Genomic DNA, 26,211 nt, shown 5'->3' with positions numbered 1-26,211 from the left:
CAGGCGCCGACGCAATCGACAGAGACAGGCAAGGCAGGAGACGACATGACCGACAGACGGATGCTGATTGCCGGCGAGTGGTGCACCGCCCGCGACGGCCGAACCTTCGACCGATTCAACCCCGCGACGGGCGCGCTCGCGTCGCGCGCGCCGGCGGCCGGCCCGGCCGACGCCGACGCGGCGGTCGAAGCCGCGCAGCGCGCGTTCCCCGCGTGGGCGGCGCTCGCGCCGACCGAACGGCGCCGCCGGTTGCTGAAGGCGGCCGATCTGATGGACGCGCGCATCGACGCGTTCATCGCGGCCGGCGTCGCCGAGACGGGCGCGACGCCCGGTTGGCTCGGCTTCAACGTGACGCTCGCGGCGAACATGCTGCGCGAAGCCGCGTCGATGACGACGCAGATCGACGGCGACGTGATCCCGTCCGACGTGCCCGGCAATCTCGCGCTCGCGATGCGTGTGCCGTGCGGCGTCGTGCTCGGCATCGCACCGTGGAACGCGCCGGTGATCCTCGGCACGCGCGCGCTGGCGATGCCGCTCGCGTGCGGCAACACGGTCGTGCTGAAGGCATCCGAAGCATGCCCGGGCGTGCACGCGCTGATCGGCGCGGTGCTGGACGAAGCCGGGCTCGGCGCGGGCGTCGTCAACGTGATCACGCACGCGGCGGCCGATGCGCCGGAACTCGTCGAGCGCCTGATCGCGCATCCGCACGTGAAGCGGATCAACTTCACCGGCTCCACGCACGTCGGGCGCATCATCGCGCGCCACGCGGCCGCGCACCTGAAGCCGGTGCTGCTCGAACTCGGCGGCAAGGCGCCGGTGCTCGTGCTCGACGACGCCGATCTCGATGCGGCCGTCGATGCGATCGCGTTCGGCGCGTTCTTCAATCAAGGGCAGATCTGCATGTCGACCGAGCGCGTGATCGCCGCGCGGCCGATCGCCGATGCGCTTGTCGAACGGCTGACCGACAAGGCGCGCACGCTGGTCGCCGGCGATCCGCTGGCGGGCCATGCGCTCGGCACGATGGTCGATGCGGCCGCGGCCGCGCGTGCCGCGTCGCTGGTCGAGGACGCGCGTTCGCACGGCGCGCGCCTGCCGCTCGGCTGCCGGATCGAGGGCGCGACGATGCAGCCCGCGATCGTCGACGGCGTCACGCGCGACATGCGGCTTTATCGCGAGGAATCGTTCGCGCCGGTGGTCGCGATCCTGCGTGCGGACAACGACGACGAAGCGGTCGCGCTCGCGAACGACAGCGAGTTCGGGCTGTCGGCGAGCGTGTTCAGCCGCGATATCGCTCGCGCGATGGCGCTCGCGCGCCGGATCGAATCGGGGATCTGCCACGTCAACGGACCGACCGTGCACGACGAGGCGCAGATGCCGTTCGGCGGCACGAAGGCGAGCGGCTACGGCCGCTTCGGCAGCCGCGCGTCGATCGCCGAATTCACCGAGCTGCGCTGGATCACCGTGCAGACCACACCGCGTCACTATCCGATATGAGCGAGCCGACGATGAATGTTGCGACGCCCGCGAGCGGCCCGGTGAACGGCACGGATGGCACGGATGGCGTGCGCTATCGCGCGGCAGCCGTCGCGGTCGGCTCGGCCGAGATTCGCCGCGCGGAAAACGGCACGTGGTACCTGCGCTCGCGCGAACCGCTCGGCGATTACCCGACGCGCCTGACCGACTGCCTCGTGCGCGGCGCGCACGCGCATCCCGACCGCGTGCTCGCCGCGCGACGCGGCGCCGACGGCCGCTGGATCGAGATCACGTATGCGCGGATGCTCGAACGCGCGCGCGCGCTCGGCCAGGGCCTCGTCGATCTCGGGCTGTCGGCCGAGCGGCCGCTCGCGGTGCTGTCCGGCAACGATCTCGAGCATCTGCAGCTGATGTTCGCGGCGATGCTGGCCGGCGTGCCGTATGCGCCGATCTCGCCCGCGTATTCGCTGGTGTCGACCGATTACGGCAAGCTGCGTCACACGCTCGGCGTGCTGCGGCCGGGCGCGGTGTTCGTCGCCGAGCGCGCGCCGTTCGCGCGAGCGCTCGACGCGGCGCTGTCGGCCGATGCGGCGTTGATCGTCGCGAACGATGCGGATGCGCAAGCCGACGGCGGCGCAGCCGGCCGCGTCGTGCCGTTGTCGCGCCTGCTCGCGACCGTTCCGCGCACGATCGACGCGATCCACGAAGCGATCGGCCCCGACCATCTCGCGAAGATCCTTTTCACGTCGGGCTCGACGAAACTGCCGAAGGCCGTGCCGACCACGCATCGCATGCTGTGCAGCAACCAGCAGATGCTGCGCCAGACGATGCCCGAGCTGACGCGCGAACCGCCGGTGCTGGTCGACTGGCTGCCGTGGAATCACACGTTCGGCGGCAGTCACAACCTCGGCATCGCGCTGTACAACGGCGGCACGCTGTACATCGACGACGGCCGCCCGGTGCCGGGCCGCTTCGACGAAACCGTGCGCAACCTGCGCGAGATCGCGCCGACGATCTACTTCAACGTGCCGAAGGGCTGGGAAGAACTGACGGCCGCACTCGAGCGCGATGCCGTGCTGCGCGACACGTTCTTCTCGCGCGTGAAGCTGTATTTCTTCGGCGGCGCGGGGCTGTCGCAGGCCGCGTGGGATCGGCTCGACCGCGTGACCGAAGCGCATTGCGGCGAGCGCATCCGGATCATGGCCGGCCTCGGGATGACGGAGGCGTCGCCGTCGTGCCTGTTCACGACCGGGCCGCTGATGCGCGCCGGCTACATCGGCCTGCCGGCGCCGGGCTGCGATGCGAAGCTCGTGCCGTGCGGCGGCAAGCACGAACTGCGCTTCAAGGGGCCGAACGTGATGCGCGGTTACTGGCACGCGGACGTCGATCCGCACGACGTGTTCGACGACGAAGGTTATTACCGCAGCGGCGACGCGGGCGTCTTCGCCGATCCGGCGCGGCCGGAACTCGGGCTGCTGTTCGATGGGCGTCTGACCGAGGACTTCAAGCTGAGCAGCGGCACGTTCGTCAGCGTCGGGCCGTTGCGCGCGCACGCGGTGTCGAGCGGCGCGCCGTACGTGCAGGACGTGGTCGTCACCGGGATCAATCGCGACGATATCGGGCTGCTGGTGTTTCCGCGTGTCGACGCGTGCCGCGCATTGGCGGGGCTGCCCGCCGATGCGTCGGTGACCGACGTGCTGCGCGCGCCGGCCGTGCGCGCGGCGTTCGCGTCGTGGCTTGCCGTGCTGAACCGGCAAGCAAGCGGCGGATCGACGTTCGTCGCGCGCATCCGTCTGATCGACACACCGCCGTCGCTCGATCTCGGCGAAGTGACCGACAAGGGCTCGCTGAACCAGGCCGCCGTGCAGAAGCATCGCGCGGCGACCATCGATGCACTGTACGACCCGGCACGGCGCGATCCCGACGTGATTTACGCGTAGGCGGCTGCCGGGGACGCGAGCAGGAACAACGACCGGCCGGCCACGACACCGGCAGGCATGCTTGCGGCCAGAGAATCAGGTTGCCTGATAAAGGCGACCGTTCGGACGACACCTTGCGCGCCGATCCGCCACTGGCCGGCGGCGGCGCGCGGCGGCCTTTGCAAGGCCGACGACTACAAGACATACGAGACATGGGAATGGAGACACGATGAACACTTACGTTGCCGCAAAACCCACGGTCGCGACCACGCTCGCGCTGTGTTTCGCGATCGCCCTTCTCGAAGGGCTCGACCTGCAGTCGGTCGGCGTCGCCGCGCCGCGCATGGCACGCGAATTCGGGCTTTCCGTGTCGCAGATGGGCATCGCGTTCAGCGCGGGCACCTTCGGGCTGCTGCCGGGCGCGATGATCGGCGGGCGGCTCGCCGACCGGATCGGTCGCAAGCGCGTGCTGATCGCGTCGGCCGTGCTGTTCGGGCTGCTGTCGCTCGCCACCGCGCAGGTGTCGACCTTCGCGATGCTCGTCGTCGTGCGCGTGCTGACCGGCATCGGCCTTGGCGGCGCGATGCCGAACCTGATCGCGCTGTCGTCCGAAGCGGTCGAGCCGCGCTCGCGCAGCAGCGCGGTGGCCACGATGTATTGCGGTATCCCGTTCGGCGGCGTGATCGCGTCGGTGATCGGCGTGCTGCTCGCCGGCGACACCGAATGGCGGCACATCTTCTACGTCGGCGGCCTGGGCCCGCTGCTGCTCGTGCCGCTGCTCGCGTGGTTCCTGCCGGAATCGCGCGCGTACCTCGATGTCGCCGGCACACCGGCCGCGCGCACGAGCGTCGCGCGCACGCTGTTCGGCGACGGCCGCACGACGTCGACCGTCGCGCTGTGGGTCAGCTACTTCTGCACGCTGATCGTCCTCTACTTCCTGCTGAACTGGCTGCCGTCGCTGATGGCCTCGCGCGGGCTCGATCGCGCGCATGTCGGCCTCGTGCAGATCGCGTTCAACGTCGGCGCGGGCCTCGGTGCGCTCGGCATCGGCGCGGCGCTCGACCGGATGCGCGCGTCGCGCGTGGTCGGCGGCATGTATGCCGGGATCGTGCTGTCGCTCGCCGCACTCGCGGCGGCACCCGGCTTCGCGTCGCTCGCGGCGGCCGCATTTGCCGCCGGGATGTTCGTGGTCGGCGGTCAGTCGGTGCTGTATGCGCTCGCGGCGATCTACTACCCGACCGCGATGCGCGGCACCGGCGTCGGCGCGGCGGTGGCCGTCGGCCGGCTCGGCTCCGTCGTCGGGCCGCTCGCGGCCGCGACGCTGCTGGCCGCGGGCCGCAGTGCGCCGGTCGTGATCGGCGCGAGCATTCCCGTCACGCTCGTCGCGGCCTTCGCTGCCTTCGTGCTGATTCGCCGCCCGCAAACCGGCGACTGAAACGCTTCGTTTTTTCAATGCGCGCCGTCAGAGCGCGCAACTCATCACGGTCTGGAGACGCAACGAAATGAAGACGAAGACAAGGAACGGCCTGCTGGCCGCCGGCGCGTGCTGCGCGCTTGCCGCGCCGGGTGCGCACGCGCAGTCGAGCGTGACGCTGTACGGCATCATCGATACGGGCGTCGAGTTCGTGTCGCACGCGAACGCGGCCGGCGACCACGTCGTGCGCATGCCGGGCGTGACCGGCGAGCTGCCGTCGCGCTGGGGCCTGCGCGGCACGGAAGATCTCGGCGGCGGCTATCAGGCGGTATTCACGCTCGAAAGCGGTTTCAACGTGCGCGGCGGCGATCTCGGCCAGGGCGGCCGGCTGTTCGGGCGGCAGGCATTCGTCGGATTGAAGAGCGGCTTCGGCACGCTCGCGTTCGGCCGCCAGTACACGATGACCTACCTCGCGCTGCAGGGCGCGGACATCATTGGCCCGGACATCTACGGGCTCGGCTCGTTCGACGCATACGTGCCGAACGGCCGCGCCGACAACGCGGTGACCTACGTCGGCACGTATCGCGGCGTGACGCTCGGCGCCGCGTATTCGTTCGGCCGCGACGGCGCGGGCACCGGCAACTCGCCGGGCCAGGGCACGTGCGCGGGGCAGGTGCCGGGCGATGCCGTCCAGTGCCGCAACTGGTCGGTGATGCTCAAGTACGACAGCGCGTATTTCGGTGCGGCGGCATCGTACGAGGAGCAGCGCGGCGGCACCGGCGCGGCCGCGAACTTCTTCGACGGCATCGCGCCGGTGCCCTTCACCAGCAGCGGCGGCAAGGACGCGCGCACGCACGTGAGCGCGTATGCGCAGGGCGCCGGTGCGCGGATCGGCGCGGGCTGGATCGGGCGGCGCGTGTCGACCGGCTCGCCGGCCGCGCCGGGCGCGCATTCGGACCTGTTCTTCCTCGGTGCGTCGTATGCGGTGAAGCCCGATTTCATCGTCGACGGCGAGGGTTACCGGATCGTCAACAGCGCGCACGACACGCGGGCGACGATGGCCACGCTGCGCGCGACCTATCTGCTGACCAAGCGCACGGCCGTCTATGCGCAATCTTCGTATCTGTGGAATAGCGCGCATGCACGCTACGCGGTCAGCGGCGGCGGGCCCGGCACGACGCCCGGCGCCGGGATGGGGCAGCTCGGCGCGATGGTCGGCGTGCGGCACATGTTCTGATCCGGCAGCCTGACGACGGGGAGACATCTTGAACAGGAAATCTGCATTCTTCTGCATCGCACCGCTGTCGGCGGCAGCCATGCTCGCCGGCTGCGGTGGCGACGATTCCGTCAGCGCCACGCCGACGCACCTGAGCGCCGCGACGCCGGCCGCGATGACGCAAACCTGCGACGCGCTCGCGGCGAAGCTGTCGTACGCGAACACGTCGTTCACGTCGGTGACCACCGCGGCCGCCGGCGCGCTGACGGTGGCCGGCAAGCCGATCGCCGAACACTGCGTGATCGCCGGGAAGATGAACGAGCGCGTGAGCGCGGTGGACGGCCAGACCTACGCGATCGGCTTCGAAATGCGTCTGCCGAAAGCGTGGAACGGCCGCTTCTTCTACCAGGCGAACGGCGGGCTCGACGGCAACGTCCTGACCGCGACCGGCGAGATTGGCGGCGGCGGCCCGCTGACCGACGCGCTGAATCAGGGCTTCGCGGTGATCAGTTCGGATTCCGGACACAGCGCCGCGCAGAACCCGCTGTTCGGCCTCGATCCGCAGGCGCGGCTCGACTACGGCTACGGCGCCGTCGACGCGCTCACGCCGATGGCCAAGCAGGTGATCCGGCTCGCATACGGGAAGGCGCCCGACCGCAGCTATTTCGGCGGCTGCTCGAACGGCGGCCGTCACGCGATGGTCACGGCGGTGCGCAACGCGGGCGACTACGACGGGATCATTGCGGGCGACCCGGGCTTGCATCTGCCCAAGGCGGCGATCGGCGAGATGTACGGCGCGCAGCAGTTCGCGAAGATCGCGTCGGCGACGGGCTCGAACGGGCTGCCTGACATTCGCAGCGGGTTCACCGATGCGGAACGCAAGTTCGTCGGTGCGGCGATTCTCGACAAGTGCGATGCGCTCGACGGCGTGACCGACGGGATGGTGCAGGACGTCGCCGCCTGCCAGGCGCATTTCAGCGTCGAGGCCGACATCCCGACCTGCGCGAACGGCACGCGCACCGGCGCCTGCCTGACGACCGCGCAGAAGAGTGCGCTCGAGAACGTGTTCGCGGGCGCACGCAACAGCGCGGGCACGGCGCTCTATGCGAGCTTTCCGTACGATCCGGGCGTCGCGGCCGGCGGCTGGGCGGCGTGGAAGCAGTCGAACTCGATCACGCTCGATCCGGCCGCGATGGCGTTCACGTTCATGACGCCGCCGAAAACCGCCGCGACGCTCGCGAACCTCGCCGGCTTCGCGCTCGGCTTCGACATGGACAACGACGCGCCCGCGATCTTCGCGACGAACGGCGTGTACACGCAGTCCGCGTGGTCGTTCATGACGCCGCCCGACGAGACGAACCTGTCCGCGCTGAAGTCGCGCGGCGCGAAGCTGCTGGTCTATCACGGCACCGGCGATCCGGTGTTCTCGTACAACGACACGAGCGACTGGTACAGGCAGCTCGCGCAGGCGAACGGCGGCGACGCGTCGAGCTTCGCGCGCTTCTATCCGGTGCCGGGCATGAACCATTGCTCGGGCGGGCCGGCGGCCGACCAGTTCGACATGCTGACGCCGCTCGTCGCGTGGGTCGAGCAGGGGCAGGCGCCCACGGCGATCGTCGCCACGGCGCGCGACACGACGAACGCGGTGCCGAACGCCGACGTGCCGGCGTCGTGGGGAGCGGGACGCACGCGTCCGCTGTGTCCGTATCCGCAGGTTGCCCGCTACAACGGCTCGGGCGACGTGAATTCGGCAGCGAGCTTCAGTTGTCGCTGATGTAGCCGGCATGTGAACGTATCGATGCGCGGATGCATCGGTACGTTCGCCGTCGTCTTGCAGCGAAAGTGCCGCACGACGACGGCGTTTGCCGTCGGACACCGCATCCGGGGATACTATTGCGCTTTTGCGTCGGCGCGACGCGTCTTGATCGACGTGGCTCGCCAGGCATCCTTCCCCTGATTCGACCATGCAAACCGTAGCGGTACTCGACTTCGAAACAACCGGGCTTTCCCCGAACATGGGAGACAGGGCGACCGAGATCGCCGTGATCCTGCTGCGCGACGGCGAGATCGTCGATCGCTACCAGAGCCTGATGAACGCGGGGCGCCGCATTCCGTCCGACGTCGTCGCGCTCACCGGAATCACGAACGAGATGATCGCGTCGGCGCCGCCGGTGTCGAAGGTCATGAAGGAAGCGGCGGCATTCGTCGGAAGCCACCCCGTCGTCGCGCACAACGCCGGCTTCGACAAGCGGTTCTGGCAAGCCGAGCTCGGCATGCTCGGCATGGCGGCCGACCATGCGTTCGCGTGCACGATGCTCGTCGCGCGGCGCATCTATCCGCACGCGCAAAGTCACCGGCTGTCGAGCCTCGCCGACATGCTGCGGCTGCCGAAGGCGGGCCGCGCGCACCGCGCGATGGTCGATGCGGAGATCGCGACCCACCTCTGGTGCCGGATGCAGCGCGACATCGGCGAGACGTACGGGCTGCGGCAAGTCGACCACGGGCTCATGTCGCGGTTGCAGACGACGAGCAAGGCCAAGGTCGCGACGTTTTTCGGCGCGCTGGCGGCCGACCGGCGCTGACGTCGGTCGTCACCCGTCACCCTTCATTCGCCGGCCTCGACCGGCACCTCGAGCCCGACCTTCACGCGGCTCATGCTCACCAGCGTCTTGAAGCGCTTCACGTTGTTGTTCGCGAAGAACAGCTCGCGCGTGAGCGCGTTGTACTGATCCATGTTGCGCACGGCCAGGATCAGCACGAAATCCCATTCCCCGGTCACGTAGTAGCACTGCTGGATCTGCGGGCAGCGCTCGAAGGTGCGCTTCATCGCGTCGAGCTGGTCGATCTGCTCGCTCTCGACTTCGACGTTCACGACGATCGTCAGCGGATGATCGACCTTCTCCGGCGCGACGACGGCCGTATAGCGCTCGATCACGCCGCTTTCCGCGAGCCGCCGCAAGCGACGGTTCACGGCGGCGGTCGACAGGTTCACGCGGGCGCCGAGCTCGTTCTGAGGCGTGTGCGCGTCACGCTGGACTTCCATCAGCAGCTTGCGATCGAACGTATCGAGTGGAATGGACATGATGGCGCGGTAGCCTCGAAAAATGAGAAATTTTTGCGTCCGGCTCGCTGATTTGGCGATTTTGTTGACCGGCTTGCGCAATATTATTTTCGGACCGACGGCGAGCGCAACCCGTATGCGCGCGTACCGCATCCACCGACGGGCCGCCTGCGCCGCCCTTTTTCCGGAGCCCTTTCCGCCATGCTCATCGCCAATCCCCGCGCGCAGCGCGCCGATTATCCCGACGCGCTGCGCCGCATCATGAACATCGCCGCGGCCGACGAGAGCGGCGCGTGGCTGTCGCACTGGCCGCTCGTCGGCGCGGCGCGCACGCCGTTGCGCATATTGCCCGACCTGGCCGCGCGGCTCGGCGTCGCGAGCGTCGGCGTGAAGGACGAAGCATGCCGTTCGCCGCTCGGCAGCTTCAAGGCGCTCGGCGCGCCGATCGCGCTGATGCGGCTCGTGAAGCGGCTGCGGCGCAACGAGGCGCTCGATCCGTGCGGGCTCGTCACCGGGCGCTACGCGGCGTCGCTGGCCGGGCTCACGGTGATCAGCGCGACAGACGGCAATCACGGCCGTGCGCTGGCCGCCGCCGCGCGCGCGATCGGCTGCCGCTGCGTGATCGTGCTGCATGCGCGCGTCGACGCGGAGCGCGAGCATGCGATCGCCGCGCACGGCGCGCGGATCGTGCGGATCGCCGGCAACTACGACGAATCCGTCGTGCACGCCGCGCGGCTCGCGGACGCGAATGGCCGGCACGTCGTGTCGGATACGTCATACGACGGCTACGAGGCGATACCGCGCGACGTGATGCAGGGCTACGGCGTGATCGCGGCCGAGGCGCTCGCGCAGCAGCCCGCCGGCGAAGACGGCCGGCCGTTTACGCACGTGTTCCTGCAAGGCGGCGTGGGCGGCCTCGCGGCCGGTGTCGCGAGTTATCTGTGGGAGCACGCAGGCGCACGGCGGCCGCATTTCATCGTCGTCGAGCCGCGTCAGGCCGATTGCCTGTACCAGAGCGCGCTCGCCGGGCGCGCGACGAAGGCGACCGGCAGCGTCGATTCGGTGATGGCCGGGCTCGCGTGCGGCGAGGCGTCGCCGCTCGCGTGGGACTTCCTCGAGCCGTGCATCGACCACTTCATGCTGATCGACGACGACGACGCGGTGCAGGCGATGCGCGGGCTTGCCGCCGGCAGCGAACGCGACGTGCCGTTCGTGTCCGGCGAGTCGGGCGCGGCGGGCATCGCGGGGCTGACCGTGCTGATGCGCGACCCGGCGCTGGCGCGGCAGATCGGGCTCGACGCGAACGCGCGCGTGCTCGCGATCAACACGGAAGGCGCGACCGCGCCGTCGGTCTACCGGCAGTGCGTCGGCGACACGGCCGACGCGGTGCTCGCACGCCAGCGCGACTGGCTGAACCGGGCAGCGGCGATGGCCTGAGCGAACCAAACGACATGACGACCGACGAGGCAAGCACGATGGACGCAACGGAAGAAAGCACGCTGCAGCGACAACTGAAAACCTGGCGCCGGCATCTGCACCAGCACCCGGAGACGGGTTTCGAGGAAGTGAACACATCGGACTACGTGGCGCGGATTCTGACGACGCTCGGGCTCGACGTGCATCGCGGAATCGGCGGCACCGGGCTCGTCGCGAACCTGACGGCCGGCACCGGCACGCGCGCGATCGGCATCCGCGCGGACATGGATGCGCTGAACATCGCCGAACACGCGCCGGGCCGCGAACATGCGTCGCGCACGCCGGGCAAGATGCACGCGTGCGGGCACGACGGCCACATGTCGATGGTGCTCGGCGCGGCGCAACTGCTGGCCGAGCGCAAGGACTTCGACGGCACGGTGCGCTTTATCTTCCAGCCGGCCGAGGAGCATGGCCGTGGCGCGAAGGCGATGATGGCCGACGGCCTGTTCGAGCGCTTCCCGGTCGACGCGATCTTCGGCGCGCACAACATGCCGGGCATGCGCGCCGGCACGTTCGCGACGCGCGCGGGCGGCATCATGGCGAGCGAGGACAACTTCGTGATCCGAATCGATGGACGAGGCACGCATGCGGCACGCCCGCACATGGGCATCGATCCGATCGTGATCGGTTCGCAGATCGTGCTCGCGCTCCAGACGATCGTGTCGCGCAATCTCGATCCGGGCGAGCAGGCCGTGATCTCATGCGCGGAATTCATCACCGACGGGCTGCGCAACGTGCTGCCGTCGACGGTGACGATCAAGGGCGACACGCGCAGCTATTCGCGCGACGTGCAGACGCTGCTGGAAACGCGGATGCGCGAGATCAGCGAAGGCATTTGCCGCGCGCACGGCGCGACCTGCACGTTCGAGTACACGCACGAGTTCGCGCCGACGGTGAATTCTCCGGAATGGGTCGACACGGCCGTGCAGGCCGCCGCGCAGGTCGCGGGCGCCGACGCGGTGAACGCCGACGTGCAGCCGATGATGATCTCCGAAGACTTCGGCGCGTTCCTGCAGGCCGTTCCGGGCAACTTCGTGTTCATCGGCAACGGTGATGCGGCCGCGCGCGGCGGCGTGCCGCTGCACAACGCGACGTACGATTTCAACGACGAGATCCTGCCGGTGGGTGCGCGCTATTTCGCGGAAGTGGCGCGGCGCGCGCTGAAGGCGGTGTAACGGGCGTCAGGCCGGCGGAGCAGCGCGGCCTGCGCGCGGCTTCACGCTTGCGCCGCCCGCTTGCCCGGCGCGCCGGCGGGGCGCGTGCGACGGAGGATCGCCAGGACTTTCCGCGTCATCCCGCGTGTCGTGCACGATCGTGATGTCAATGCCCCATCGAACACGTGCCGATGCGAACGTGCATCGCCGACGGCGGGCGTCCTCCGCTTCGGGCGGAGGGAGCGTCAATCGATCCGCGGGTTTCTCCGCCGCCGGCATTCAATCATTCGACGAGCTCGCCCAGGCATGCGTCGAACTGCGCGACGAGCATATCGACGTCGTCGGTCGTCGTCTGCGGACACACGAGCATCATGTTGTGGAACGGCGTGATCAGCACGCCGCGATTCAGCAGGTACAGATGCACGATGTGTTCGAGCTCGCTGTCGAGCTGTTCGCCCGCGATCGTGCCGTTGCGCGGCGGCACGGGCGTGAACTGGAACTCGGTGCGCGCACCGATGCGCGTCACGCACCATGGCAGCCCGCGTTTCGCGATCGCCCGTTCGAGCCCGGTCGCAAGCCGCGCGGCCAGTTCGAACATGTGCGCATACGCGGCATCGGTCGCCACGTCGGCGAGCGTCGCCCGCACCGCGCGCATCGCCAGCATGTTCGCGGTGAGCGTCGTGCCGATCCCGGAATGGCCGGGCGGCGCATTCAGCTTTGCCTGCTTCGCGCGCGCCGCGAATTCGGCGCTGAAGCCGTACACCGCGCACGGCACGCCGCCCGCGATCGGCTTGCCGACCACCAGCGCGTCCGGTTCGAGACCGTGCGCGGCCGCGTAGCCGCCCGGGCCGCTGCTGATCGTGTGCGTTTCGTCGATCACGAGCAGCGTGCCGTAGCGGCGCGTCAGCTCGCGTGCCGCTTCCCAGAAGCCCGGATCGGGCAGCACCATCCCGATGTTCGTCATCGCCGGCTCGGCGAGCACGCATGCGACGTCGCCATCCTTCAGCGCTGCTTCGAGCGCGTCGAGATCGTTGAACTCGACGACGCGTGTGTTCGCGAGCAGGTCGTAGGACTGTCCGAGCAGGCTGTCGCGCTGCACCGGGCGGCCGTCGACGAGATCGACGAATACGTCGTCGACCGTGCCGTGATAGCAGCCGTTGAACACGACGATCGTATTGCGGCCGGTGGCCGCGCGCGCCCAGCGCAGCACGAAGCGGTTCGCGTCGCTCGCGCTCAGCGCGAATTGCCAGACGGGCAGCTTGAAGCGCCGCGCGAGTTCGCGCGCCACCCATGCGGCATCCTCGCTCGGCAGCATCGTCGTATAGCCGCGCGTCGCCTGCTCCGCAAGTGCGCGGGCGACCGGCTCGGGTGCATGGCCGAACATCGCGCCGGTGTCGCCGAGGCAGAAGTCCGCGTAACGATGGCCGTCGACGTCGGTGAACGTCGCACCGCGCGCTTCCTTCACGACCAGCGAGAACGGCGTCGACCAGTCCTGCATCCAGTGCAACGGCACGCCGAACAGCAAATGCTCCGACGCTTCCGCGGACAACGCGCGGGAGATCGGCATGGCTTCGGTGAATGCACGGCGCTCGCGATCGAACAGTGCGCGGGCGCGGATGAGGTCGACTCCGTGGCGGGAAGACAAGTGCGGCTCCTCGGTTGTGAAGATGACGAAGACGATAGCGCGGAGCGCGGGTGGCTGAATAGAGGCGAAATTACCGAGGCGCGTGCAGGAGCTGGCAGACGCGAGGGAATGCCGCGCCACTTGCCGTGCGTGACAGCGGATTATCCGTGTCATGCATTGCTTGCCTCTATTTGATCGAGCGATGGCACAGGTGAATAAAAACCGCAAATCCGCATGAAGGTTTCCCTGTATTTTTTTCCGGCTTTTCACGGCCTATCGTTCGAGCATGTCGCCGTATGACGGCATCTTCGGATGCAGTGAATTCTGCCTTGCGAATGGCGAACTCAACCGGGAGCAAGCAAGGCGAACGCATTATCGATCTCGCACGCGATGGCGAACAGCGTATTCCACGGGGATATTGCATTCGAATTCCGAGATAACGAAATGTCGCGGACGAATGGAATGGACGGAATGCCGAGTTCGAACCGAGCGGGTAATGAACGGTGTTCGGATTTTAAAAAAGACGGCCTGAATACGGAATATAAAATGAAGATCGGCAAATGCATCATCGCGGCGGCCGGATGCATCGCATTCACCGGCATCGTCCACGCAGGCCCGACGTCGCCGCAAGCGGTCGTCAAGACGATCCGGCTGACGGCGCGCATCGACGACAGCCTGTTCGTGTCGAAGCCGGACACGGCAGCCGGATATGGTGTGGTCGAACTGAAGCCGACGGGCGGCGCCCGGCAGGCGTTCGGCGCGACGCTGCCGGTCCGCATTTACACGACGAACCCCGATATCCACGTCGCGCTGCTGCAGCCGCTGACGTTGTCGAACGGCCGCTACGACATGACCGATACGAAAGTCATGCTGGCAAACGACACAGGTCGCGCGGAACTCGTGGGCGACGGCGCTCGCACGCTCACACTGGCCAAGCCGGGTATCAACGGCTACGACGAAACGCGCAGCCTGACGGTCAGCGCCACTGCGCCGGCCGCGCACGGTGCGGCCGAGGTCAACGGAAGCTATCGGGGCGACCTGATGCTCATGTTCGAACCGGTCGCTTCGGCGGGAGAGGACAGGGCGCCGGGCGGTGTGGGCGCGACTGCCGGCAGATGAGGAGTCGACCGGCCGGTGTCAGCGGCCGAGTGGCTGCTATTGGAGTTTTTGCGCATAAACCGGCGCTGGCCGGTCGACAGGGTCGTGTTGTATGGAAAGTTGGTGTGTGCTCACATCCCGATCGCGTCGTTCGGCGCCCGCGTAGGGCGCTGGCCGGCGGCGTGGCTGCGGATGGCGGGGCGCTTCCAAGCGCATTGCGCTGCTGGGTCAGTGCTCACTTACGTAAGCGCGGCTTCCCGTACGTGGCGGCCGCACGCTACACCAACGTCTTCACCATGTAGTGCTCGTCGTAAAACTGCCCGTCGACCAATAGCGACCGTGGCTCCGTGCCGAAGCGCACGAACCCTTGTGACGCATACAGCCGTTCCGCCGCGCCATTGACCGCGTTCACGCAGAGCATCAATTGCTTGCACTGCCATGCCTGCGCGGCATGCGCGGTCGCGTTGTCGAGCAGCGATTGCGCGATGCCGCGCCCGCGATACGCGGGATCGACGAACACGCCCCAGATCGTTGCCTTGTGCGCGATCTTCGCGCGCGCGTCGCGGCGCACGCCCGTGATGCCGACGAGCGTATCGCCGTCGAACGCGCCGAATACGGCCCGTTCGTGTGTCGGCGTGATGCGCGTCGCGAACTCGTCGATCGGTACGGCGGCTTCCTCGGCGAGTGTCGGCAGGAACGAAGTGGGCGCGGTGTCGACCGCGCGCAGGCGAACGGTCTGGAAACGGGCGGCATCGGCCGCGTCGAGCAGGCGGGTCGTGATCGTCATCGGGAGAGTTCCGGAGCAGCGCAGTGCGAGGCGACGCGCGCCGGGATCGGGCGCGCGAGGTGTCGCGCCTATGCTAATCGGAATCCTGCGGCAGCGCGATCGGGTGTACGGCGTCGCGCGCACCGGAGGCGGCGCGCGACGACGGTGCGATCGAGCCCGTGGTTCGATCGGCTCATGAGCGGCTGCCGCTTCGCGTGCCCGCTGCCGCGTTGATCGCGGCCCGCGCGTCGAGGATGCCTCGCCCGGGAGGGATCACGCGGCACGAGCGCGTTGTCTGCGTCACTGCGGGGAATCGGGCCGTGCGCTTCAGAATGTCCGCGATTTCGCGCGGCGACAAACGCGGATTGACCGCAAGCATCAGCGACACCACGCCGGACACTTGCGGCGCCGCGAAACTGGTGCCGCTCGTGATGCCGTAATCGGCGGCGCCCGGCGCACGCGTGCCGTCGTTGGCAAGCGAAAGGATTCCCGTGCCCGGCGCGCTGAGCGTCACACGCGGATGCGTATTGCTGTCGAATGCGCGCCGGCCGGTAGTGTCGCTCGCTCCGACCGAGATCACGCCACGGCAGTTCGCGGGCATGTCGATCGTATTGTTGCCGCCGTTGCCGGCGGCGGCCACGACGGTTACGCCCTTCGCATTGAGTTCGTCGACTGCCTCCTGAAACGTACGGCTGCACGCGCCGATCGACCCGAGGCTCAGATTCACGACCCGCGCGGGATGCGGATTCGCGGGCGCGCCGGCGACGGGGATGCCGGCGGACCAGCGCATGCCGTCGACGACGTCGCTCGTCGATCCGCCACCCTTGCCGAGCACACGAACCGGCAGCACCGCGCCGTACCAGTTGACCCCGGCGATGCCGATTCCGTTGTTCGCGGTGGCGCCGATAATGCCCGCGACGCGTGTCCCGTGCCAGCTGCTGGGTTGTGCGGGCAGTCCGTGGAATGCTCCGCCGGCCGACGTTTCTTCCTCGCTGAGCCAGTCGCCCGGATCGTCGGCGCGCGGCCCGCGCGGCACGCCATTGGCTGCGAGCGCGTTGCTGACGAAGCTGTATCCGGGCAGCACGTTCGCTGCAAGCTCCGGATGAGGCGTGATGCCGGAGTCGAGCACCGCGGTGACGATTTCCCGGTTGCCTTGTGTCACGTCCCACGCGCCGGGCATGCGGATGGCAACATCGCTGTCGTGGAGATGCCACATGTCGCGGAAATGAGGATCGAGCGGTTGCGCACTGGCGTGCACGCGGACATCCGGTTCGGCGTATTCGACTTCCGGTTCACGCATGAGCTCGTCGGCAAGGGCGGCCACGGATGGATCAGCGCCCGTGGTGGACAGGACCGCGCTTCCGCCCGACATCACCCGCTTGACTGCGATTCGCACCGGGAGCCCGCGCGACGCGTTCGCGCTTGCGTTGGCGCGTGCATTGATCCGATCGACGACACGCGTGAGCGCGTCGACGTCGACCGACGCGTTGCGCGATCCGCGACCGTATCCGGAATCACTGGCCGACACATGCGGGCGCAACTTCACGATCAACTGATTCGTGGACATGTTCAAGGCTGGCCCTTCCGCCGCCACCATCGACGTGTCGTCGGCGTGACACTGTTCATGCCAGGTGCTGTCGTCGGCATGCTCGCTCGAACCGCCTTCAGGCGGGGCCGGCTCGTGAATCGCGGGATCGTGCGTCTCGACCGTCGAATTGCCCGGATTGCCGCCATCGCCGCCGCCGCCGCATGCAACCAGCAAGACCGGGAGCAGCGAGGCGGTCATGCCTTTCATCGTGCGTGATCGCATCAGGTTACTCATTAAGGTATGCATATCATTCCATTCCCGGTCTGTTGATTGAGTGGCCGTCTCGTCGCGAACTCCGCTCGAGCCATGAGTGTTGTCGTGAAGATGCACGGTGGCGCCCGCGAAATCAGGCGCGCTGCATCAGGTTTCTCGGCGCTGGCGCATCGCCGACCAAATCGTGCGTTTTGCAAGCCTTGCGTGGCACGACGCCGTGCCGACGCGTACGTCGCCATCCGGCTTCGCGCCGGCGATTGCACCGGCACGGCTGCGAGCGGCGCCGGGTCGAGATACGGCGATCGCGAATCGAGTGGCCTTGCCGTGGAAAGCGACCGAGAGCGTGAGGCTTGATTCGACGGCCCCCCGGACGGAGCGACATATGGCCGGCATTGCTCGAATGCCGGTCACACGGTCAAAGGACGCGGGCATGTGCCCGTCACGCGCAACCGCCGGCTGCGCGCGCGGCGCCTTCGGCAAGGGTTCGGCAAGGGTTCGGCAAGTGGGGGATATTGCTGGCTGCAACGCAACCTGGCGGCGCATCGCGCCGTACTCGAAAACAGCAGATCGCAGTATGCGCGAGCGAGCCCGTCGCGGGTATAAGACAATTCCTAAAATTGGGCATGAGATTCAGGCAGCGCATTTGCGGCCTGGTGTGGCGGCTGGCTTCGTCGCCGGGCACGACGCTTACGCAGCAAGGGAAGACGGATGCGCGCGATCAACTCCGGGTGCCCGGCGTGTTCCCAAATTCATGAATTTGTCTGCGGATTGAACGCCGATGGCCGCGCGAACGGTGGCAATCCGTCGTATGGCAGAGGACGCGATCGGCAATGACGAAATGTCCGGACGATGTGTCCGAGAAGCGGCGATGTATCGCACGCGTGCATCGATCAAAGCATGCGGGCGGCGCGACGACGCGCGTCGAAGCGACGGGGAAGTCGAACGAAATGCGCGCGATGCGATTGCGTCGCGCGTTGCGGAACGTGCCGCGCTTGCCGTTACGCAAACGCCGCACGCCCGCGCGGCATCAATACCGCGACAGCTGATTGCCGTTGATCTGCACGCGGTCGCCCGGCCGCAGGTTGCCCGGCGACTGTACGTCGAACGAGCGCATCGATCCGTCGCTGACCTGCACGTCGATGCGATAGCTGCTCGGGCCTTGCGCGGCGCCCATTTGCTGGCCGATCTGGTTGCCTGCCACCGCACCGCCGAGCGCGCCGATCACGGTGGCCGCATCGCGGCCGTGACCGCGACCGACCTGGTTGCCGAGCACGCCGCCGATCAGCGCGCCGACGACGGTGCCGGCAACGCCCGACGGCCCGACCGAGCCATTGACCGGCTGGATGTTGGCGACCGTGCCGTACTGCGTGCCGTAGCCGTTGCCGTATTGCTGCTGATTGCCGTACTGGCCATATGGCTGCGATCCGTATTGCGACGAGTTGCCGTACTGGTCGTAGTACGGTTGCTGCTGCTGCACGTAGCCCGGCTGCGAGTACGCGGGCTGCGCATAGCCGGGCGTCGCGTATTGCTGCTGCGGATAACCCGGCTGCGCGCCGTAGTAGCCGGGCGCGACGCAGGCGGTCAGCGGAAGCGCCGCCACGGCGACGAGCGAGGCGAACAGAACGGTCTTCGTGGAAGGCATGCGCATCATGATGATTCCTGCATCGGCAACGTGTTCGCCGGCGGATTCCGTGAGGATGGCGAACTCGGCGTGAGTATAAGGAATGGCCGAATGCGCGTCCGTTGCGGCCGGGTAACAACGTGTAAAGTCTGTTGCCGCGTAAATCGCAGCACACGCGGCTGGTCGACGCGTCGTTTCGCGGCCGCTTGTTGGACGGACAGCTATCGGCGCGACGCGTGCCGTCGTCGCTGCGTTCGGACCCCGCCGTCACCCGTGCACGGCCGGCTGCTCGCGCCGCATATTGCGAAATCGAATGCGCGGCATCGCGACATTTAATTGGCCACTCGCCGCATGGTCCGATATCGTGGCTGCATTCCGAGCCGACGGCACGCACAGTGTCGCGCCGACTGCCGCTCCCCCTCTCATTCACGTCGGCGTTGCATAACGACGGCCCACTCACGTTTCGAGCCATGACCGATCGCTTCTTCACCAACGCCGTCGATGCCGACGGCCGCCCCGTCAACCTCGTCGTCCATGATGGCCGCTTCGTCGCGATCGGGGCCGATTGCACCGCCGCGCCCGGCATGGAAACGATCGACCTCGGCGGGCGCGTCGTATTGCCCGGCTTCGTCGACGGCCACATTCACCTGGACAAGAGCTTCGTCGGCGAGCGCTGGGTGCCGCACGAACCGGCCGGCTCGCTGCGCGAGCGGCTCGCGATCGAGAAGCGCCAGCTCGCGGCCGCGCCGCCGATCGTCGAGCGCGCGAATGCACTGATCGCGCAGGCCGCCGCGTTCGGCACGATTGCGATGCGCAGCCACGTCGACGTCGACGCGACGACGGGCCTGTCGAACCTCCAGGCCGTAATGGCCGCGCGCGAACAATGGCGCGGAATCGTCGACATCGAACTGGTCGCATTTCCGCAGGCCGGCGTGGTGACGTGCCCCGGCACCGCCGCGATCCTCGATGCGGCCGTGCGCGAAGGCGCGGACGTGGTCGGCGGGATCGATCCGACGACGCTCGACGGCGACGCGGACGGCCAGCTCGACATCGTGTTCGGCATCGCCGAGAAGCGCGGCGCGAAAATCGACATCCATCTGCACGAACCGGGCGAAACCGGCATCGCGCAACTGCTGCGGATCGCGGCCCGCACGCGCGCCGCAGGCCTCGGCGGCCGCGTGAACGTGAGCCACGCATATGCACTCGGTCAAGTCGATCATCGCGACGTCGCGCGTGCGGCCGCCGCGCTCGCCGACGCCGGCGTGTCGATCCTGACCAACGCGCCGGGCGACTGCGCATTCCCGCCCGTGCGGCAGTTGCGCGATGCGGGCGTGCACGTGTTCGCCGGCAACGACAACACTCGCGATGCGTGGTGGCCGTACGGCAACGGTGACATGCTGCAACGCGCGATGATGGTCGGCTACCGCTCGGGTTTCTACACCGACGAAGCGCTCGGCATCGCGCTCGACATGGCGACGCATGCCGGCGCGCGCGCGATCGGCAAGACCGACTACGGCATCGCGGTCGGCTGCGACGCGAGCTTCGTCGCGGTGCCCGCACCGAATGCGGCGGCCGCCGTCGCCGGCGTGCCGGCCGAACGCTGGGTGTTTCGCCGCGGCGAGAGCGATACCGATGCACCGTTCGCGCCGGCACTGCGCTTCGCGCGATGACGACCTGGGCGCCGTCGCGTTGCATGCATCGTGACGCGCCTGTACCGACCGACCACACCGGAACCGACATGACGAACCTGCTGATCCGCAACGTCCGCACGCATGCCGACGAAGCGCTCGACATCCTGATCGAAGGCGAGCGCATCGCGCGCGTCGGCCCGTCGCTCGACGCGCCCGCCGGCTGCGCAATCGAGGACGGTGCGCACGCGCTCGCGCTGCCCGGCCTCGTCGAAGGCCACACGCATCTCGACAAGACGCACTGGGGGATGCCGTGGTACCGCAATGCGGTGGGGCCGCGCCTCGTCGACCGCATCGAGAACGAGCGCCACTACCGCGCGACGAGCGGCCATGATGCGGGCGCCGCGTCGCTCGCGCTGTCGCGCGCGTTCCTCGCGGCCGGCACGACACGCATCCGCACGCACGTGGACGTCGACACCGAGGCCGGCCTGCGGCATCTGCACGGCGTGCTCGCGACGCGCGAGACGCTGCGCGGCCAGGTGGAGTTCCAGATCGTCGCGTTTCCGCAGTCGGGCGTGCTGAAGCGGCCCGGCACCGCCGCGCTGCTGTCCGATGCGCTGGCTGCGGGCGCCGACCTGCTCGGCGGGCTCGACCCGTGCGCGATCGAAGGCGATCCGGTCGAGGCGGTGGACGTGCTGTTCGGCATCGCCGAGCGTCACGGCCGCGGGCTCGACCTGCACCTGCACGAGCGCGGGTCGATGGGCGCGTACTCGCTCGATCTGATCCTGCAGCGCACCGCCGCGCTCGGCATGCAGGGCAAGGTCACGATCAGCCATGGCTTTTGCCTCGGCGACATTGCCGAGCGCGAACGCGACGCGCTGCTCGCGCGGATGGCCGAACTCGGCGTCGCGATCGTCACGACCGCGCCGGCCGACGTGCCGGTGCCGCCGCTCGACGCATGCCGCGCGGCCGGCGTGACCGTCATCGGCGGCAACGACGGCGTGCGCGACACGTGGACGCCGTACGGTTCGCCCGACATGCTCGAACGCGCGATGCTGATCGGCATGCGCAACAATTTTCGCCGCGACGATGCGCTCGAAGTCGCGCTCGAGTGCGTGACGCATGGCGCGGCACGCGGGTGCGGCTTCGCCGACTACGGTCTGGAGGCGGGCAAGCGTGCGGACGTCGTGCTCGTCGATGCGCTGACGTTCGCCGAGGCCGTCGTCGCGCGGCCGACGCGGCGGCTCGTCGTGTCGTCGGGGAAGATCGTCGCGCGCAACGGCGCGCTCGTCTGAGCCGAGCGCTGCATCGCGAGGGCGCGTTGGCCCGGTCGATGCCGGCCCGCGCCGCCGTGCTCACTCGTCCTCGTGCTCCAGCATCGCCGCGAGCGCCTTCGTCAGTTCGCTGACCATCGGATCGGCCGTCGGCCGATGCAGGATCGCGATGTCCATGTTCTCGATCGGCGCGAAGCCGCCGTGTTCCTCGGTCAGCATCACGTGGTCGTCGGTCACCGCGCGCGCGGGCAGCACGCTGATGCCGAGCCCGTCCGCGACGGCCGCCTGGATGCCGCTCAGGCTCGACGTCGTGAAGCTGATCCGCCAGCGGCGGCCGCGTTCCTCGATCGCCTTGATCATGTCGTCGCGATAGAGCCCGCGCGGCGGAAACACGACGAGCGGCACGGGGTCCAGCTCGATCGTCGGATGTTGCGCGCTGTCGATCCAGCGCAGTTTCTCCGGCCAGCGCACCACCGCCTCGCGACTGTCGCGCCGCTGCTTGATCAGCGCCAGGTCGAGCTCGCCGCGATCGTAGGCCGCGCAGATGTCGCGGCTCAGCCCGCACGTCACCTCGAGCTTCACCTGCGGATGATCGCGCTTGAACGCGGCAAGCGCGTGGGTCGTGCGGCCCGCCGCGAAATCGTCGGGTACGCCGAGCCGGATCGTCAGCGCGACGGTCGTGCCCGACAGCGCCTCCAGCATCTCGTCGTTCAGCGCGATCATGCGCCGCGCATAGCTGAGCACCGTCACGCCGGCGTCCGTCGGCCGCACGTCGCGCGTGCCGCGGTCGAGCAGGCGATGCCCGGCGATTTCCTCCAGCCGCCGAACCTTCTGGCTGACCGTCGACTGCGTCGAGTGCAGGCGCGCGGACGCGGTCGTGAAGCTGCCGCAGTCGGCGACCATCACGAGTGCGCGCAGCAAGTCGAGGTCGAACAAAGGTCTATTCATTTCCGCACTTTTCCGGCTTCGGACATTTCGTTTTCAAATATGCGCGACGACTTTTAACATGGCGTGCGGCGGTGGGCAATCGCGGTTTCGCCGGACGCGGTGCGGCCGATCGCGGCGATGCGGGCGAGGTCCGCGCGCTCCCGGGGCGTCGCGTGCGCATCGATTCGCGCGACCGGCAGGGCCGCACGGCGCTGCTGCTCGCGACGCACGGCAATCACGTGTAGGCGGCGCGCGTTCCGATCGGCGCTGGCGCGGCCGTCAACGCGAAGGATGCAGCGGCGAACGCGAAGCTGGCCGATTCGAACGGCGAGATGCCGCTGCTGCATGCGCGCGGCCGCCGGTATGCGCAGATCGAGCGGATTCTGGCGGCGGGAGGTCGGCGGCTCAGCGGGGAGGCGATTTCGACGGGCTGACATCGGGAAGCTGCCGGAGGAACGCGTCGGCCAGCTTCACGCAGTAGTCGAACGACGGCGTATAGCCGAGTGTCCGGATATCGTCGAAGCGCGACTGCACGAACGCACGACGCTCGTTGAGCAGACTCAGGAAAGTGTCGCGATGGCGAACGAGAAATGCGCTTGCCTCCAGCAAGCTCTCCGGTTCCCGCTCGATGACCAGGCAGAGGTCGAACAGGTCTCGCGCGGTGGGGCGATCTCCGCGGTGCCACATTTTCTTGGCTACGATTTCCGCTGAAGTCTCGACCTTGACGACGTGGTCCATCAGCGTCCATTCGTCGTAACCGGGGGACATCAGGTTTCGAGAGACCACGAAGTCGATTTCGCCGCCGGGCAACACCAGTTTCACGAAACCTGCATGTTCCTCGTACTCGGTCGTGATCTCGGATGCGGCGTCGCTGATGCGAGGGTTCACGTACCCGAGATACTGCGGGTCGGGTACGAAGATGTCGATGTCCTTGCTGACACGATGTCCGTGACGCAGCATGAGGACGGTGCCGCCGCCGAATGTCCAGAACGGACGGGACGTGCCGTACTTCCGTATCTCGTCGATAAGCGTCAGCGCCTGGCGGAAAAGATCCTGCCACGGGCCATCGGGCAACTCGGCTGGCGCGATCATGCCCATACCTCCCGGTACAGATGAAGATCTTTCGACCATGCGGCCAGGTTTTTCCAGATGGCGCGCAGCGGCGTGCCGGAGCGTTCGGCCGCTTCCTCGGCAGCCTTCACCACTACTGGCAACGGCACCTCGTCGAGGATGACGGATATCTGCGATTCGTACCCGGCCGGAATCCGTCCCGAGGTCAAAGCGTCGGCCAGCAGTCTCTCGGTCAATTCACCCTTGTAGCTGACGTTCGAACTCACTACGGCCTTGTAGAGACCGCTTTGAGCGGGACGTGGCTGCGCCAGGAGTTCGATGCCAAGCACGCTGAGTAACGGAATCAGCTTGTTGATTCCAAGATCCTTGACCTTGCCGGTTTCGAGCTGATTCACCGTCAGGCGAGACAATCCGGCGAGCTTTGCAAGCTGAGCCTGTGTGAGATCAAGTTCCGCTCTCCGTTTTGCAACGGCCTGACCGATTTCATAGAGTTGCATGTTGACCTCCGGGCGCACGTTCGATACGCACAAATGTAAGCTATATCTTACATCTCGGTGATGAGCATTGTCACTCTGGGCACTGTCGCGGTATAGGATGCGTCGCCTGTCCATGCGAAAGAACGTCGGGAAAAGGTTGTGACGAGCCTACTGCGTGGACTTTTCAACCATGCGAATATCGACGAAAACTTGTGCGGTTGGAGACGAGTCTTACGCCGCAAAGTCACTCGATATGTGCGAAAAATAACGTATAAATTGTCAATTTTTCATCAACAGTGCGTTTCTTTGTCGCCATCTCGTCGCCCGACTCTGCCTAATCCGCTCCCCGTCATTGCCCCTCTTGCGCTCAAAAATTGAGCGGTCTAGACTGCATCGCAGTTTCATCGAAGTCCCCGTCGTTCGCGCACCGCGCCGGGCATGCCGGCGCAACGCTCCCCACCGGACGTCCGGCGCTTGCCCGCCACGTAGAGATCACAAAGGACAGGTCATGAATCGAACCGCAAAGCTCGTCGCTTCCATGATGGCGTTCGCGCCGCTCGTCTCGTTCGCGCAGGACACGGCGACGATCCGCTGGGGCATCGATCCCACCTATCCGCCGTTCGAGGCGAAGCAGCCCGACGGCTCGCTCGCCGGCTTCGACATCGACCTGCGCAACGCAATCTGCGAGCAGTTGCGCGCGAAATGCGTATGGGTCGAGCAGAGCTTCGACGGGATGATTCCGGCGCTGCGCGCGCGCAAGTTCGACGTGATCATGTCCGCGATGACGGCCACCGACGAGCGCCTCAAGCAAATCGACTTCTCGAACAAGCTGTACGCGTCGCCGGGCGCACTCGTCGCGCCGGCCGGCTCGAAGCTGCTGCCGACCGCCGCATCGCTCGCCGGCAAGCGTGTCGGGATCGACCAGGGCACGACGCAGGAGACGTACGCGAAGGCCGAATGGGCGACCAAGGGCGTGACGATCGTGTCGTACCAGAACCAGGACCAGGTGTATCAGGATCTGGTGAACGGTCGTCTCGACGCGACCTTCCAGGACAAGACGCAGGCCGGCTATTCGTTCCTGAAGACGCCGCGCGGCAAGGGTTACGCATTCGCGGGCCCCGACGTGACCGACGTGCGGATCACCGGCTACGGCGTCGCGATGGGCGTGCGCAAGGGCGACGCCGAGATGAAAAAGCGGCTCAACGACGCGATTGCCGCAATCCGCGCGAACGGCACGTATCAGAAGATCGCCGCGAAATATTTCGACTTCGACATCTACGGCGCGAAGCAGCAGTTGAGCACCGCACCGTGACCCCGTGACTCATTCAATCGACAGGCAAGCCATGACGAGTATCCAGGACCGCGTCGCGACAGCCGTGACGCCCGAACTGATCGCCGCGTTCCGCGAAGAAGGCGCGGTATGCATCAAGGGCATCTTCTCGCCCGACGAAGTGGCCGCGCTGCGCGCCGGCATCGACGCGAACCTCGCGCAGCCCAGCGAGCGCGCAAAGGTCGCGAGCCGGCCCGACGACCCGGGCTGGTTCTTCGAGGACTTCTGCAACTGGCAGCACAACGACGCGTACCGCGACTTCATCGTGCGCTCGCCCGCGCCGTCGGTAGCCGCCGCGCTGATGGGCACGCGGACGGTGCGGCTGCATCACGATCACCTGCTCGTGAAGGAGCCCGGCACGCGGCAGCGCACGCCGTGGCATCAGGATCAGCCTTACTACAACATCGAAGGCGACGACAACGTCAGCATGTGGATTCCCGTCGATCCGGTGCCGCTCGAATCGACGCTGGAATTCGTCGCGGGTTCGCACCGGGGGCCGTGGCTGATGCCGCGCACGTTCATGGACAAGGAGGCGAAGTGGTTCCCCGAAGGCAGCCTCGCCGACCTGCCCGACATCGAAGCCGACCGTTCGGCGTTCCCGATCCGCCACTGGGCGCTCGAGCCGGGCGACATGGTGTGCTTCCGGATGCTGACGCTGCACGCGTCGGGCGGGACGCAGAACCGCCGGCGCGCGTTCTCGATCCGCTTCGTCGGCGACGATATCCGTCACGCGCCGCGCCGCTGGAAGACGTCGCCCGATTTCCCGGGGCTCGCCGACGAATTGCCGGACGGCGCACCGCTCGAGCATCCGCTGTTTCCGGTCGTGTGGTCGCGCGGCGCGGGACAGGTCGGAGCGATCTGAACGGCGAGGATCGACGACGC

General features: G+C 67.7%; 22 protein-coding genes. 13 read left to right on the top strand and 9 right to left on the bottom strand.

Annotated features, from left to right (window positions below; translation table 11 throughout):
• The first annotated feature begins 45 nt into the window (after nucleotides 1–45).
• The 6 genes from HW466_RS05890 to HW466_RS05865 all read left to right on the top strand — a co-directional run bounded on the left by HW466_RS05890 (nucleotide 46) and on the right by HW466_RS05865 (nucleotide 8,604).
• A complete protein-coding gene (locus HW466_RS05890) occupies nucleotides 46–1,494 on the top strand; it encodes an aldehyde dehydrogenase (RefSeq protein ID WP_174905535.1) in 1,449 nt (482 codons plus the stop codon).
• Nucleotides 1,495–1,505: 11 nt separating this feature from the next.
• Entirely contained in the window at nucleotides 1,506–3,413 is a 1,908-nt protein-coding gene (locus HW466_RS05885) for a feruloyl-CoA synthase (protein WP_239005900.1), read from the top strand.
• Nucleotides 3,414–3,621: 208 nt separating this feature from the next.
• Nucleotides 3,622–4,827, top strand: a complete 1,206-nt coding sequence (mhpT, locus tag HW466_RS05880) for a 3-(3-hydroxy-phenyl)propionate transporter MhpT (protein WP_174905533.1) — start codon at nucleotides 3,622–3,624, stop codon at nucleotides 4,825–4,827.
• 67 nt (nucleotides 4,828–4,894) lie between these two features.
• Nucleotides 4,895–6,043 (top strand): porin, encoded by a 1,149-nt coding sequence (locus tag HW466_RS05875; protein ID WP_059798458.1) that lies wholly within the window; start codon nucleotides 4,895–4,897, stop codon nucleotides 6,041–6,043.
• A 28-nt stretch (nucleotides 6,044–6,071) separates the two neighbouring features.
• Entirely contained in the window at nucleotides 6,072–7,796 is a 1,725-nt protein-coding gene (locus HW466_RS05870; RefSeq protein WP_151006389.1) for a tannase/feruloyl esterase family alpha/beta hydrolase, read from the top strand.
• A gap of 190 nt (nucleotides 7,797–7,986) precedes the next feature.
• On the top strand, nucleotides 7,987–8,604 hold the full coding sequence (locus tag HW466_RS05865) for a 3'-5' exonuclease (protein ID WP_059501346.1): 618 nt from the start codon (nucleotides 7,987–7,989) through the stop codon (nucleotides 8,602–8,604).
• 23 nt (nucleotides 8,605–8,627) lie between these two features.
• On the opposite strand, the gene HW466_RS05860 is transcribed toward HW466_RS05865, so the two are convergent.
• Nucleotides 8,628–9,104 (bottom strand): Lrp/AsnC family transcriptional regulator, encoded by a 477-nt coding sequence (locus tag HW466_RS05860; protein ID WP_059543483.1) that lies wholly within the window; start codon nucleotides 9,102–9,104, stop codon nucleotides 8,628–8,630.
• Nucleotides 9,105–9,284: 180 nt separating this feature from the next.
• Between HW466_RS05860 and HW466_RS05855 the strand changes: the two genes are divergently transcribed.
• Both HW466_RS05855 and HW466_RS05850 read left to right on the top strand, forming a co-directional pair.
• Complete coding sequence (locus HW466_RS05855; protein ID WP_174905531.1) at nucleotides 9,285–10,520, top strand: diaminopropionate ammonia-lyase; 1,236 nt, start codon at nucleotides 9,285–9,287, stop codon at nucleotides 10,518–10,520.
• Nucleotides 10,521–10,534: 14 nt separating this feature from the next.
• Nucleotides 10,535–11,734 (top strand): M20 aminoacylase family protein, encoded by a 1,200-nt coding sequence (locus HW466_RS05850; RefSeq protein ID WP_239005899.1) that lies wholly within the window; start codon nucleotides 10,535–10,537, stop codon nucleotides 11,732–11,734.
• A gap of 262 nt (nucleotides 11,735–11,996) precedes the next feature.
• Here HW466_RS05850 and HW466_RS05845 read toward each other — a convergent pair whose 3' ends face one another.
• A complete protein-coding gene (locus HW466_RS05845) occupies nucleotides 11,997–13,358 on the bottom strand; it encodes an aspartate aminotransferase family protein (RefSeq protein ID WP_060347167.1) in 1,362 nt (453 codons plus the stop codon).
• A gap of 369 nt (nucleotides 13,359–13,727) precedes the next feature.
• On the opposite strand from HW466_RS05845, the gene HW466_RS05840 reads away from it, so the two are divergent.
• A complete protein-coding gene (locus HW466_RS05840; RefSeq protein WP_239005898.1) occupies nucleotides 13,728–14,456 on the top strand; it encodes a fimbrial assembly protein in 729 nt (242 codons plus the stop codon).
• Nucleotides 14,457–14,712: 256 nt separating this feature from the next.
• Here the strand turns inward: HW466_RS05840 and HW466_RS05835 are convergent, their stop codons facing one another.
• From HW466_RS05835 to HW466_RS05825, 3 genes are all read right to left on the bottom strand, one after another.
• The gene (locus HW466_RS05835) at nucleotides 14,713–15,222 is read right to left on the bottom strand and encodes a GNAT family N-acetyltransferase (protein ID WP_151003016.1); all 510 of its coding nucleotides are present in this window, start codon (nucleotides 15,220–15,222) and stop codon (nucleotides 14,713–14,715) included.
• A 172-nt stretch (nucleotides 15,223–15,394) separates the two neighbouring features.
• Nucleotides 15,395–17,119, bottom strand: a complete 1,725-nt coding sequence (locus HW466_RS05830; RefSeq protein WP_244138216.1) for a S8 family peptidase — start codon at nucleotides 17,117–17,119, stop codon at nucleotides 15,395–15,397.
• 910 nt (nucleotides 17,120–18,029) lie between these two features.
• Complete coding sequence (locus tag HW466_RS05825; protein ID WP_059501360.1) at nucleotides 18,030–18,653, bottom strand: outer membrane lipoprotein; 624 nt, start codon at nucleotides 18,651–18,653, stop codon at nucleotides 18,030–18,032.
• A 440-nt stretch (nucleotides 18,654–19,093) separates the two neighbouring features.
• Here HW466_RS05825 and HW466_RS05820 point away from each other — a divergent pair, with 440 nt between their 5' ends.
• Together HW466_RS05820 and HW466_RS05815 are read left to right on the top strand one after the other, a co-directional pair.
• Nucleotides 19,094–20,293, top strand: coding sequence for an amidohydrolase family protein (locus tag HW466_RS05820; protein ID WP_151003018.1), 1,200 nt, complete (start codon nucleotides 19,094–19,096; stop codon nucleotides 20,291–20,293).
• A gap of 68 nt (nucleotides 20,294–20,361) precedes the next feature.
• Nucleotides 20,362–21,546, top strand: coding sequence for an amidohydrolase family protein (locus tag HW466_RS05815; RefSeq protein WP_151003020.1), 1,185 nt, complete (start codon nucleotides 20,362–20,364; stop codon nucleotides 21,544–21,546).
• 60 nt (nucleotides 21,547–21,606) lie between these two features.
• Here the strand turns inward: HW466_RS05815 and HW466_RS05810 are convergent, their stop codons facing one another.
• Genes HW466_RS05810 through HW466_RS05795 form a run of 4 tightly spaced genes read right to left on the bottom strand, consistent with a single transcriptional unit; the run spans nucleotide 21,607 to nucleotide 24,020 of the window.
• Nucleotides 21,607–22,473 (bottom strand): LysR family transcriptional regulator, encoded by an 867-nt coding sequence (locus HW466_RS05810; protein ID WP_151003021.1) that lies wholly within the window; start codon nucleotides 22,471–22,473, stop codon nucleotides 21,607–21,609.
• Nucleotides 22,474–22,526: 53 nt separating this feature from the next.
• Complete coding sequence (locus tag HW466_RS05805) at nucleotides 22,527–22,889, bottom strand: hypothetical protein (protein WP_174905530.1); 363 nt, start codon at nucleotides 22,887–22,889, stop codon at nucleotides 22,527–22,529.
• Complete coding sequence (locus HW466_RS05800) at nucleotides 22,858–23,544, bottom strand: nucleotidyl transferase AbiEii/AbiGii toxin family protein (protein WP_059807229.1); 687 nt, start codon at nucleotides 23,542–23,544, stop codon at nucleotides 22,858–22,860. The genes HW466_RS05805 and HW466_RS05800 overlap by 32 nt, the downstream gene beginning before the upstream one ends.
• A complete protein-coding gene (locus HW466_RS05795; protein WP_059448891.1) occupies nucleotides 23,541–24,020 on the bottom strand; it encodes a helix-turn-helix domain-containing protein in 480 nt (159 codons plus the stop codon). Before HW466_RS05795 ends, HW466_RS05800 begins: the two co-directional genes overlap by 4 nt.
• 487 nt (nucleotides 24,021–24,507) lie before the next feature.
• On the opposite strand from HW466_RS05795, the gene HW466_RS05790 reads away from it, so the two are divergent.
• Complete coding sequence (locus tag HW466_RS05790) at nucleotides 24,508–25,311, top strand: ABC transporter substrate-binding protein (protein WP_151003023.1); 804 nt, start codon at nucleotides 24,508–24,510, stop codon at nucleotides 25,309–25,311.
• Nucleotides 25,312–25,342: 31 nt separating this feature from the next.
• Nucleotides 25,343–26,191, top strand: coding sequence for a phytanoyl-CoA dioxygenase family protein (locus HW466_RS05785; protein WP_059807197.1), 849 nt, complete (start codon nucleotides 25,343–25,345; stop codon nucleotides 26,189–26,191).
• Nucleotides 26,192–26,211 lie beyond the last annotated feature (20 nt).

The sequence above is a fragment of the Burkholderia territorii genome (genome assembly GCF_902833055.1).
Taxonomy (GTDB): Bacteria; Pseudomonadota; Gammaproteobacteria; order Burkholderiales; family Burkholderiaceae; genus Burkholderia; species Burkholderia territorii.
Note: the sequence above shows the minus strand (reverse complement) of the source record. Positions and strands in the feature narration are given on the sequence as shown.